We start from the raw sequence: 11,231 nt of genomic DNA, 5'->3' as shown, positions 1-11,231 counted from the left end.
TTCAACCTGATCCCGTTTAATCCATTCCCGGAGTCTGGTTTGCTCAAGTCAACCAGCCCGGCCATCAAAGCGTTTGTGGATATTCTTGGCACAGCTGGGGTAGTAACCACAGTTCGCAAAACCCGGGGGGATGACATTGATGCCGCCTGTGGGCAATTGGCTGGAGAAGTTCGGGATCGGACGAAAGTCAAAGAGCGACTGGTAAGCACAGTGTCCCTGGAAGAACTGAGGGGTTCCTCCAAACGCAGGGACTAGGCGAACACCCTGCATGCTTTGTCATACAATTAACGCATGATGATGTGTGTTGTAGCAGTAAGGGTGTATTGATTAAATTACAAAAATGATATTTTAGTCGCCAAACTTGTGGCGCTTTCTCAAAAAACTCCTCAACACATTGAATTTTCATAGAAATCGCTTGAATCTACCGGCTTGCTTCGATTATGCTGCAAAGGTGGTGGCGGTAAAGAACTACAATTATTAATCGGGGCCGTTTGTGCCTGCCGACGCTTGGAAAGACCAAATGAATGAAAATCGTGCCATGAGCAAAACTGAATCATCAGATGCCAGTGCAGGTCAGGATGTAAAACCGGAGCAAATCAGCAGCTCTGCCTCCGAAAAGCACCCCAATTTGACTCTGCTTGAGTCGGGGCAAAACCCCGGTGAAATTTTACGCGCAGCGCGCGAAAAAGCGGGCTATTCCTTGAGTGACATCAGTGCTCAAACCAAAATCAACGAACGTCAGCTTGAGGCCATTGAAAGTGGTGATGTTGGGCGCCTACCGCCCGAGACCTTTGCAAAGGCTTTCATTAAAAGTTATTGCAAAGCCCTGAAGATGGACCCTGCACCGGTCATCATGTCCTTCGGGTTTTCCGAGGCCAGTGCCCAGGTCAAAGCCGCTCGTTCTGGCCAGGCCGAAAGTGGGCGATCCGAGCCGCTTGAGCCAAAAATGCCCAACAGTTCCAAGCGCTTGTCCACACTGAATTTTGATCGTAAAACAGGCAAGAAGTCATTGAGCTACGGCATTGTGCTGGCAGCAGTGGTGGTCATGGCCGTATTTTACATTCCCGTGTTCATGTCGAGTCAAACCACCGAAGTGGGTGATGCAGAGGTGATCGAACCCAACGAGGCGCCTGTGGCCACTGCACCAGGTTCCGAGAGTGCTGTGTCAGCGGATGGTTCTTTGCCTTTGGGCCTGGAAGCCCCAGCTGCTGCCGGTGATACGGCTGTGTTCCCGGCACTTCAGCAACCTGCTGCGCCTCAGGGTGAATCTGCACCCCCCGCGACCGCAGCACCAAACGCAACCGGTGCGGCCAGCACAACAGCCGCTGAACCTGATGCTGCAGCGCCAGCGGCAGCCCCCTTGGCCACCAATGTTGAAAGCGTGTTGCGGTTTAACTTCCAAGAGCAGTCCTGGGTGACCGTTCGCGACGCGAATGACAAGGTGCTGATTTCCCAACTGAATGACGGCGGCAGCAATCTGGAGGTCAAGGGGCAGGCTCCCTTCAAGTTGATCGTCGGTAACGCCAAGGCTGTGAGTGTGTCCAGCAACGGTAAGCCGGTTGACCTCACGTCGTCCATTCGTGGAGAAGTGGCTCGAATCACTGTCCAGTAAATTCTTTAAGGGGGCTATATCGGCCCCCTCATTTCAGCAACCCGTCCATCTCGCCAGAAGTTCATCGTGATTCCAAATACCCCCTTGAAGCGACACAAAACTCATCAAGTGGATGTCCGCTGGAAAGACCATGTTGTGTCCATCGGTGGCGGCGCCCCTGTTTTGGTGCAGTCGATGACCAACACCGACACGGCCGACGCACTGAACACAGCATTGCAAATCAAGGCTCTCTATCTTGCTGGCAGCGAGATGGTTCGAATTACGGTGAACAACGATGCTTCTGCAGAAGCCGTGCCTTACATTCGCGAGCAGCTGGACAAAATGCGAATCCCTGTGCCATTGGTGGGAGATTTTCATTACAACGGGCACTTGTTGCTCCAAAAATACCCGGATTGCGCAAAGGCCTTGTCGAAGTACCGAATCAATCCGGGCAATGTCGGTTCAGCCCGTTCGCGCGATGATAACTTTGCGGCGATGATTTCAATTGCTGCAGAACATGACAAGCCCGTCCGTATCGGCGTGAACTGGGGAAGCCTAGACCAAAACCTGCTGGCTCGCATGATGGATGAGAACGGCAAGAAAGCCGATCCGCTGCCAGCACAGCAACTGATGTACCAGGCATTGATTGAATCTGCCGTTAGCAGCGCGCACAAAGCGGTCGAGCTTGGTTTGCCAGCCAACAAAATTGTGTTGTCCTGCAAGGTGAGTCAGGTTCAAGACCTGATTGCGGTTTATCGGGAACTGGCGGGGCGAAGCGAATTTCCCTTGCATTTGGGTTTGACCGAAGCTGGCATGGGCACGAAAGGTATCGTGGCATCTACTGCTGCATTGTCGGTGCTGTTGCAAGAAGGCATTGGTGACACCATTCGTGTGTCGCTTACCCCCGAGCCCAATGGTGATCGGTGCAAGGAAGTGGTCGTTGGGCAAGAAATTTTGCAATCTTTGGGCTTGCGTGCCTTTACACCGCAGGTCATCGCCTGCCCGGGGTGTGGCCGAACCACCAGTACAGTGTTTCAGGAACTGGCCGATCAAATTCAAACCTATCTGCGCGATCAAATGCCGATCTGGAAAAACCAGTATGTGGGTGTTGAGGAAATGAAAGTGGCTGTAATGGGTTGCGTGGTCAATGGTCCGGGTGAAAGCAAGCACGCTGACATCGGCATTTCGCTGCCGGGCACCGGTGAGGCGCCCTCGGCACCCGTATTTTTGGATGGCAAGCGTACGGTGACACTGAAAGGCGAGAATATTGCTCAGGAATTTCAGGCAATTGTGCAGCGTTATGTGGAGCAAAGGTACGCTGGCGGCAACAAGTAGCCCAAGAATAGGCGACAATACCGGGTTGAGAAATTAAGTTGAATGCGTCAATGAGTCATCCTGAGTCGCCGGAACAATCCAAATCCAAAAAGCAACCCCGACTGCAATCCGTCAAGGGTATGAACGATGTATTGCCCGTGGAGGGCATTCATTGGGAAAATCTCGAGGTCATGCTTCGAGAGTGGTTGACCTCATACGGTTACCGTTTGATCAAAACTCCGGTACTGGAGCCCACATCGCTATTTCGCCGTGGTATTGGTGAGGTCACTGACATTGTCGAAAAAGAGATGTTCAGTTTCGTGGATCGCTTGAATGGTGACGAACTCACTTTGCGGCCGGAGTTTACCGCTGGTATTGCGCGCGCCACCATCCAACACAACCTGACTTATGCCGCGCCTCAGCGGGTGTACTCCATGGGGCCTGTGTTTCGCCACGAGCGCCCCCCAGCGCGGGCGTTACAGGCAGTTTCATCAGCTCGATGTGGAAGCACTGGGTTTTGCCGGACCCGATATTGATGCGGAGTTGATTGTGATGCTCTCGCGCCTGTGGCGTGAAATGGGCCTTGAAGATGTGCGTCTCGAAATCAACTGCCTCGGTGAAGCACCCGAAAGGCTGGCACACAGACAGGCACTGATTACGTATTTTGAAGCACACGCCGAGCTGCTGGATGAGGATGCCAAGCGCCGTTTGCATAGCAACCCTTTGCGGATTCTGGATACGAAAAACCCCACCATGCAAGACATGGTCAATGGCGCACCGCGTTTGTCGGAATTTTTGGGAACGGAATCCCTAGCACATTATCAGGGCGTCAAACGCCTGCTTGACGATGCGGGCGTGCGTTACATTGAAAACCCGCGTCTGGTTCGTGGTCTGGATTACTACAACCTCACTGTGTTCGAGTGGATTACTGATGCCTTGGGTACGCAGGGCACTATTTGTGGCGGTGGTCGCTACGATGGCTTGATTGAAATTCTGGGTGGCAAGCCCACGCCAGCCATCGGATTTGCAATTGGCCTGGAACGTTTGCTCGAGTTGTACCTCGAAGTAAATCAGCCCGATGACACGGCTGACCTGGATGTGTACGTGGTACATCAAGGTGAAGGAACGGCTCGCCGCGCTTTTACTTTGGCTGAAGAGTTGCGCGATGCGGGGTTTGCCGTGGTGCTTCATGCCGGTGGTGGCGGTTTTAAAAACCAAATGAAGCGCGCAGATGTCAGCGGTGCTGCCGTGGCGGTTATTCTGGGCGAAAACGAATTAAATGCGGGCACTGCGGCAGTCAAACTGCTGCGTGGTGAAAGCAAGCAGCAGGAATTCAAACAAGAGGGATTGGCCGAAGCCATTTTCGGTCTGCTTTACGGAGAAGGAGAGGAGTCTTGAGTCGATACAGCCTTGAAGAACAAGAACAACTGGCCAGTTTGAAGGCATTCTGGTCCAAATACGGCAGTTTTATTCTGACCGTGTTGATTCTTGTGTTCGGTGCCTTTGCCTTGAACAATGGTTGGAAATGGTGGCAGGCACGCCAGTCCACGGAAGCGGTTGTTGTCTACGAACGCTTGGAGGCTGCAACTCGCGAAGGAAACATCGAACTCGTGGGAGAAATCCAGAAAACTTTGTTGGAGGAGCATGCTGGCTCACCCTATGCACAACGCGGGGCGTTGATTGCTGCCAAGGCATTTTTTGACGAGGGCAAGCTGGATGAAGCGAAAGCCTCGTTGAAGTGGGCTTCTGAGGAAGCGACGCTGGATGAGTATGTGGCAACTGCCCGTTTGATGTTGGCGGGCATTTTGATTGAGCAATCTGAGTTTGATGCGGCCAAGGCCGCTTTAAGCGAGAACTACCCCGGATTTGAAGGCCTGTTCCACGATCGGCTGGGTGATTTGGCCCTGGCACAAAAGGATGCGGCAACGGCACGCAAGGAATACGAGCTGGCCCTCTCTACCATTCAAGCTGACAGTCCGTGGAAGCAGGTCATCGAGCGCAAAATCAGTGCCTTGCCCAAGTTGGAGGCCAAACAATGAGACGTCCAATGAAGCACGCGGTTAAAATTTCTTCTCTTGTTGCCACCCTGGCCTTGTTGGGCGGCTGCGCAGCCATCGGCTCGACCATCAGCAGCTTGAACCCTTTCGGCAGCAATGCTTTAAAGCCGGCTGAACTTCAGCCGTTTACACCCCAGTTGAAAATCGCCAACGCCTGGTCTGTGGATGTTGGCGACTCTGAACAAGGCAGTTTTACGCCTGTTTTACTCGACTCTACGGTGTATGCAGCGTCCGAAGAGGGCCAGTTGGTGGCCGTTGACAGGGCCACGGGCAAAACAAAGTGGAAAGTAAAAGTAGGTGCCAAGCTGAAAGCGGGTGTGGCCGCTACGCTTGACACGATTGCAGTGATCGACGTCAACAACAATCTGGTTGCGTTTGATGCCAACGGCAAACAAAAATGGCAAACCGGCGTAGGTGCTGATGTCAGTAGCGTGCCTGTGGGTGCCGCAGGCACTATTCTGGTCCGTGGTATCGACTTCTCCGTGATTGCCTACTCTGCATCGAACGGTGCGCAACGCTGGAAGTACACCCGCCAGTTGCCCCCGCTGACTCTAAGGGTCAATACTCCAGTCGATGTCAACAATGCCCGTGTTTATGCCGGTTTTCCAGGTGGTCGCCTGGTGGCTCTTGATTTGAGTGCTGGCACCGTTGTGTGGGAGGGCACATTGGCGACTCCAAGTGGAACCACAGAAATTGAGCGCATTACCGACGTAACCGGTACTCCGATATATAACTTCCGGGAAGTGTGTGCTGCTGCATTCCAAGGCAAGGTGGGTTGCCTGGACTCAGTCAGTGCCCGTCCAATCTGGACCACAGACTTTTCTGCGCCCAGTGGTGCCTCTGTTGACGATCGTTACATGATTGCCCCCAATGAGCTGGGCGATTTGTTTGCGTTTTCCCGCAGCGGCGGCAAGCAGGTTTGGAAAATCGAAAACTTCCAGCGTCGCCAGCCCACCACACCGACCGTGATTGGTCGCGCTGTCGCAGTGGGTGACTTCGAGGGTTATGTTCATTTCATTGATCGAGACACCGGCAAAACCATTGCGCGAACAAGAGTGGGTTCTACCTCTTTTGCCAGCCAGCCTGTGCCTGCTGAAACCGATGCCCTCATTGTGCAATCGCGTGGTGGCAGTGTGGCCCTGATATCCGTCCAGTAAAGTAAAACATGAAACCTGTCATTGCCCTGGTTGGGCGCCCAAACGTGGGCAAGTCCACATTGTTCAATCGTTTGACCCGAACAAGAGACGCCCTGGTGGCCAACCAGCCCGGCTTAACACGCGATCGCCACTACGGTGTAGGGCGTATTGGCCCTAGAGAATACCTGGTGGTGGACACTGGCGGGCTTGAACCCGTGGCCAAAGATGGTATTTACGCCGAAATGGCCAAGCAAAGCCGGCAGGCCATCGTGGAAGCAGACCTGGTGCTGTTTCTTGTGGATGGCCGACAGGGCGTCACCCCGCATGACCATGTGATTGCTGCCGAACTGCGCAAAGCGAAGCGGGAAGTGATTCTCGTGGTCAACAAGACCGAGGGGTACACCCACTCCATGGCTGCGGCTGATTTCTTCGAGTTGGGCCTTGGCGAGCCAGAAACCATCTCAGCCAGTCATGGTGATGGTGTGCGCCAGTTGATGGACATGGCTTGCGAAAAGTTGCCTGTATTGCCCGAAGACGAGGAGGGTGGTCGTCGTATCAAGGTGGCCATTGCCGGGCGCCCCAATGTCGGCAAATCCACCATGGTAAATACTTTGTTGGGTGAAGAGCGCGTAATTGCCTTCGACATGCCGGGCACCACCCGGGATAGCATTTACATAGATTTTGAGCGCAACGACAAGCCTTATACCTTGATTGACACAGCCGGTTTGCGCAAGCGCGGCAAGGTATTTGAGTCAGTTGAAAAGTTTTCAGTGATTAAAACCCTGCAAGCCATTGAAGACGCCAACGTAGTGATTCTGATGCTGGATGCCCAGCAGGACATTTCCGATCAAGACGCTTCTATTGCTGGCTTCATTGTTGAAGCAGGGCGTTCGCTGGTGTTGGCCGTGAACAAATGGGACAGCCTGGACGATTACCGCAAGGAACGAATCAAGGCCGAGGTAGGGCGCAAGCTGACTTTCCTGAATTACGCCAAGTTTCATTATGTGTCCGCGACAAAGCCTTTTGGGATTGCGGCCATGATGAAATCAGTCGACGAGGCCCACGCGGCGGCTTTCGCCAAGTTGTCAACGCCCAAACTGACGCGCCTGATTCAGGAGTGTGTCGAGCACCAGCAACCCCCGCGCAAAGGTATCTTCAGGCCCAAATTGCGCTACGCACACCAGGGCGGGCAGAACCCGCCTATTGTGATTGTTCATGGCACCGCGCTAGATGCCATTCCCGACAATTACAAGCGTTATCTGGAGACTCGAATCCGTGAGCGTTTCAAGCTGGACGGGACTCCGCTTCGGGTTGAGTTCCGAAGCAACGTGAACCCGTTTGACAAGAAAGATTAACGCGAAGAATCAACGCGAAAATCAGAACGGAATTTTGCGGGTCAGGATGTCCTTGTACATCACCCAGTCACCCATGAAGCTGTAAAGCGGATATTTGAATGTGGCTGGGCGGTTCTTCTCGAAAAAGAAGTGGCCCACCCAAGCGAATGCATACCCCACCAACAGACCATACAGCAGCCAGATTGGCTGTCCCGTTGTGAGCAATTTAAACAGGCAAACCAGTGCAATTGTGGAGCCCACAAAGTGCAGTCTTCTGCAGGTCAAATTGTTGTGTTCCGCCAGGTAAAAAGGATAAAAATCGGCAAAGGTTTGAAATCTGTTTCCGGTTTTTGGCATGCCCATGTCTCCGTTTGTTTATTTTTAATCGTTGTAGTTTACATCTCCTGCCGCTTCAGGCCTGTATTTGCCCAGAAATTTGGACTTGAAAGCTGTGGCATTTCGGGTAGGATGAATAAAACGACCATAAGAATATTTTAGGAGGTTTGTGATGCAAGTTAAAGAAGTCCTGCGTGTAAAAGGCAACACGCTATTCACTGTCACCCCTGATACTCACTTGTCCGACTGCGTGGTTACGATGGCCGATCATGACGTGGGCTCACTGGTGGTGATGGACAAAGGGGCGCTCGCCGGCATCGTCACCTTCCGCGAAGTGATTCGTGTTCTGGCCAAGCGGCAAAAAGAGCATCGCACCGGTCCCACACCTCCCGTGGCTGAAATTGTGGTTCGCGAGGTCATGAACACAGAACCCACCGTAGCCACTCTGGATATGGAGGTGGATAGCCTTCGCAAACTGATGCTTGAGAATCACCAGCGCTATCTGCCGGTGATGGATGGAAACACCCTGTGCGGTGTGATTTCATTTCACGACGTGGCCAAGGCGGTTCTCGAGGAACAAGGGTTTGAGAACAAAATGCTGAAGGGCTACATTCGCGATTGGCCGATGGAAGAAAGCAGCAATTGAGTCGAAAACCAATGCAGTACAGGTGGTATCAAATTGAAGAAAAGAGTTGCGATCATAGGTGCGGGCGTGTCGGGGCTGGCCTGCGCACGCGAATTGGTTGAGCAGGGTCACGAGGTTACCTTGTATGAGAAAAGTCGTGGCCCGGGGGGGCGCATGCCCACTCGTTGGCTGAATCGAGACATTGATCCGCCTTTGGGCTTTGATCATGGGACCCAGTATTTTCAGGTTTCCTCCCCTGCGTTTGTTGAGTTGATCGATCAGGCCTACAAGGCGGGTGCCGTCGCACCTTGGGCTGGTTCTGTGGTTAATTTGGGGTACGGGCTTTCGTCCCCCCATGCAAGTACCACCACGCGGTGGGTGGGAACTCCTGGAATGGCGAGTTTGGCGCGTTTCATGTCCCGGGGACTCGACATTCGACTGCAATGCAGGGTGGCTGGTGTTGTTCGCACTGACGGTGTTTACCAGGTAACCTTGCACCTGGCTGATGGCACCGTGCGGGTAGAATCTGGCTTTGACGCGGTGATCAGTGCTGTGCCGGCCGAGCAGGTGGTGTCGTTGTTTGATGAGGTTCACATGCCTTTGGCCCAATTGGCTGTGGCAGTGGAATCCAATGTCACCTGGTCTGTCATGCTCACGCCTCGCGAGATTGTTAAAGTGGACTTTGACGGGGCCTTCGTGGTCGACAGTCCACTGGGGTGGATTTGTAGGGATTCCTCCAAACCTGGCAGGGCTGCGGGTGATCGTTGGATCTTGCAGGCCACGGCCGATTGGTCTCGACTACACCAGGATTACGCGGCAGAGGAAGTTGGTAAAATGCTGCTGGATGTGTTTTGCAATGTGACTGGCCAGTTGATCGAAGAGCCTTTGACGGTCACCGCGCATCGCTGGTTGTATTCGTTACCCAGCAACCCGGTGGGTCTGCCTTGTTATTTCAGCGAGGAACACATGTTGGGTGCTTGCGGGGATTGGCTCAATGGTGCGCGGGTGGAAGACGCATTTTTGAGTGGCCACACACTGGGGCATCAGCTGTCGAACGCCTTCAGTAGCACTTTGATTCAGTAGCAACTCAGTGGCAACTGAGCGCAAATAAGTTGCAATTGAGAAGTTGCAATTCAGTAAGCTCAACACCCGCGCCGTTCTGGTGCGGGATATTCCGATAAAATAATGTTTTGCTTATTCGAGTGAACACGCATGTCCGGAAGCAGCTTGGGTCGCCTTTTTGTGGTCAGTAATTTTGGGGAAAGCCATGGGCCCGCCATTGGTTGTGTGGTTGATGGTTGCCCACCTGGTTTGCCACTGACTGAGGCGGATTTGCAGGCCGACCTGGATCGACGCAAGCCAGGAACCTCCCGCCACGTGACACAGCGTCAGGAAGCAGATCAGGTTGAAATTCTTTCCGGCGTTTTTGAAGGTGTGACAACGGGGGCCCCAATCGGCTTGTTGATTCGCAATCAAGATCAGCGCAGCAAAGACTACGGCAATATCATGGACACGTTTCGCCCTGGTCATGCTGATTACACCTACTGGCACAAATACGGTATTCGTGATTATCGCGGGGGTGGACGTTCGTCGGCCCGCATGACCGCGCCCATGGTGGCTGCGGGTGCTATCGCGAAAAAATGGTTGGCCAGCAAGCTGGGTATCCAGATCCGTGGTTGCATGACTCAGATCGGCGAAGTGGAAATCCCGTTTTCCACTTGGGACGATGTGCACACCAATCCTTTTTTCGCGCCGAACAATGAAAAGGTTGCCGAGCTTGAGGCCTACATGGATGCGCTGAGAAAGTCCGGCGATTCCTGTGGTGCCGGCTTGCGTGTGCAGGCCACTGGGGTGCCGGTGGGTTTGGGTTCGCCTTTGTATGACAAGCTGGATGCGGATATTGCCCACGCCATGATGAGCATTAACGCGGTGAAGGGTGTTGAGATTGGCGCAGGTTTTGCCTGCATCGCGCAAAAGGGTTCGGTTCACGGTGATGAGATGACCCCTGAGGGCTTTGGGTCTAACCACGCAGGCGGTATTCTCGGCGGTATTTCAACGGGGCAGAATATTGAGGTTCGCATGGCGATCAAACCGACGTCCAGCATTCGTTTGCCCAGGAAGTCGATTGACAAAGCGGGCAATCCGATTGATGTGGAAACCTATGGTCGCCACGATCCTTGTGTTGGAATACGCGCAACGCCGATTGCAGAGGCCATGCTGGCTTTAGTCATTATGGATCACCTCCTGATGCACCGCGCGCAGTGTGCAGATGTTCAGGTGGACACCCCCCAAATTCCATCCGGCATTTCCAATTATTAAGTCGTCAACCAAAAAGCGGGCAGGCATTTGCAACTGGGCTGGTTAGCGCTTTTTTACGCAGCGTATTTCGCATTTGTTGGCTTGTATTCGCCGTTTTTAGGGCCTTACCTGAAATCGATTGGACATAGCCTGGATGTGATCGCCCTGGCATTGGGTATGATGCAGTTGATGCGAATTGTCGGCCCCTTTGCCTGGGGTTGGCTGGCTGACCACACTGGCAACCGGGTTCGCTGGATCAGATTGGGTACTTTTGCCGGTTTTTGTTTCGCAGCATTGGCATTTTGGTACCAGCAGACACCTTCTTACCTCATTGTTCTTGTGTTGTTGTTGAACCTGAGTATTTCGGGTTTGGTGCCCATGTCCGATTCATATGCCATGGAGCGTTGTGCTGGTTGCACGGGCCAGTACGGCCAGGTTCGTCTGTATGGCTCGCTGGGCTTTGTGTTGGCCGTGTTGGTTTTCGGAGCAGTGGCTGATCGCTTCGGTTTTGCCTCCTATCCGTTTTGGGCTTGTGCCATG

General features: G+C 53.4%; 10 protein-coding genes and 2 pseudogenes. 11 read left to right on the top strand and 1 reads right to left on the bottom strand.

Annotated elements, in window-relative coordinates; genetic code table 11:
- The 7 genes and pseudogenes from A0129_RS14775 to der all read left to right on the top strand — a co-directional run.
- Positions 1–255, top strand: a pseudogene (locus A0129_RS14775) (23S rRNA (adenine(2503)-C(2))-methyltransferase RlmN); the annotation flags it as partial.
- Positions 256–520: 265 nt separating this feature from the next.
- A complete protein-coding gene (locus A0129_RS14770) occupies positions 521–1,612 on the top strand; it encodes a RodZ domain-containing protein (protein WP_291716175.1) in 1,092 nt (363 codons plus the stop codon).
- 66 nt (positions 1,613–1,678) lie between these two features.
- On the top strand, positions 1,679–2,926 hold the full coding sequence (ispG, locus tag A0129_RS14765) for a flavodoxin-dependent (E)-4-hydroxy-3-methylbut-2-enyl-diphosphate synthase (RefSeq protein WP_291716174.1): 1,248 nt from the start codon (positions 1,679–1,681) through the stop codon (positions 2,924–2,926).
- Positions 2,927–2,976: 50 nt separating this feature from the next.
- Positions 2,977–4,303 (top strand): annotated as a pseudogene (gene hisS, locus A0129_RS14760) (histidine--tRNA ligase).
- Complete coding sequence (locus A0129_RS14755; RefSeq protein WP_291716173.1) at positions 4,300–4,944, top strand: tetratricopeptide repeat protein; 645 nt, start codon at positions 4,300–4,302, stop codon at positions 4,942–4,944. Before hisS ends, A0129_RS14755 begins: the two are co-directional and overlap by 4 nt.
- Positions 4,941–6,119, top strand: a complete 1,179-nt coding sequence (gene bamB / locus A0129_RS14750) for an outer membrane protein assembly factor BamB (RefSeq protein ID WP_291716172.1) — start codon at positions 4,941–4,943, stop codon at positions 6,117–6,119. Before A0129_RS14755 ends, bamB begins: the two co-directional genes overlap by 4 nt.
- Before the next feature lie 8 nt (positions 6,120–6,127).
- The gene (der, locus tag A0129_RS14745; protein WP_291716171.1) at positions 6,128–7,453 is read left to right on the top strand and encodes a ribosome biogenesis GTPase Der; all 1,326 of its coding nucleotides are present in this window, start codon (positions 6,128–6,130) and stop codon (positions 7,451–7,453) included.
- Between the two features lie 21 nt (positions 7,454–7,474).
- Here der and A0129_RS14740 read toward each other — a convergent pair whose 3' ends face one another.
- Positions 7,475–7,795 carry an Mpo1-like protein gene (locus tag A0129_RS14740; RefSeq protein ID WP_275271628.1) on the bottom strand — a complete coding sequence of 107 codons (321 nt, stop codon included), beginning with the start codon at positions 7,793–7,795 and terminating at the stop codon, positions 7,475–7,477.
- Positions 7,796–7,940: 145 nt separating this feature from the next.
- Between A0129_RS14740 and A0129_RS14735 the strand changes: the two genes are divergently transcribed.
- The 4 genes from A0129_RS14735 to A0129_RS14720 form a co-directional block, all read left to right on the top strand.
- On the top strand, positions 7,941–8,414 hold the full coding sequence (locus A0129_RS14735; RefSeq protein WP_105028947.1) for a CBS domain-containing protein: 474 nt from the start codon (positions 7,941–7,943) through the stop codon (positions 8,412–8,414).
- Positions 8,415–8,447: 33 nt separating this feature from the next.
- Positions 8,448–9,476: an NAD(P)/FAD-dependent oxidoreductase gene (locus tag A0129_RS14730; RefSeq protein ID WP_291716170.1), complete on the top strand. Its 1,029-nt coding sequence runs from the start codon at positions 8,448–8,450 to the stop codon at positions 9,474–9,476.
- Between the two features lie 129 nt (positions 9,477–9,605).
- Positions 9,606–10,712, top strand: a complete 1,107-nt coding sequence (aroC, locus tag A0129_RS14725; protein WP_291716169.1) for a chorismate synthase — start codon at positions 9,606–9,608, stop codon at positions 10,710–10,712.
- A 27-nt stretch (positions 10,713–10,739) separates the two neighbouring features.
- Positions 10,740–11,231: MFS transporter (locus A0129_RS14720; protein WP_291716168.1), on the top strand; the 492-nt coding region annotated here is incomplete at its 3' end.

This window comes from Limnobacter sp. CACIAM 66H1, from assembly GCF_001601825.1.
GTDB lineage: Bacteria > Pseudomonadota > Gammaproteobacteria > Burkholderiales > Burkholderiaceae_B > Limnobacter.
Note: the sequence above shows the minus strand (reverse complement) of the source record. Positions and strands in the feature narration are given on the sequence as shown.

Excerpts from the sequence above, each read along its gene's own strand:
- A0129_RS14770 (WP_291716175.1), top strand. The coding sequence starts at position 521 with ATGAATGAAAATCGTGCCATGAGCAAAACTGAATCATCAGATGCCAGT.
- bamB (WP_291716172.1), top strand. The coding sequence starts at position 4,941 with ATGAGACGTCCAATGAAGCACGCGGTTAAAATTTCTTCTCTTGTTGCC.
- der (WP_291716171.1), top strand. The coding sequence starts at position 6,128 with ATGAAACCTGTCATTGCCCTGGTTGGGCGCCCAAACGTGGGCAAGTCC.
- A0129_RS14740 (WP_275271628.1), bottom strand. The coding sequence starts at position 7,795 with ATGGGCATGCCAAAAACCGGAAACAGATTTCAAACCTTTGCCGATTTT.
- A0129_RS14735 (WP_105028947.1), top strand. The coding sequence starts at position 7,941 with ATGCAAGTTAAAGAAGTCCTGCGTGTAAAAGGCAACACGCTATTCACT.
- aroC (WP_291716169.1), top strand. The coding sequence starts at position 9,606 with ATGTCCGGAAGCAGCTTGGGTCGCCTTTTTGTGGTCAGTAATTTTGGG.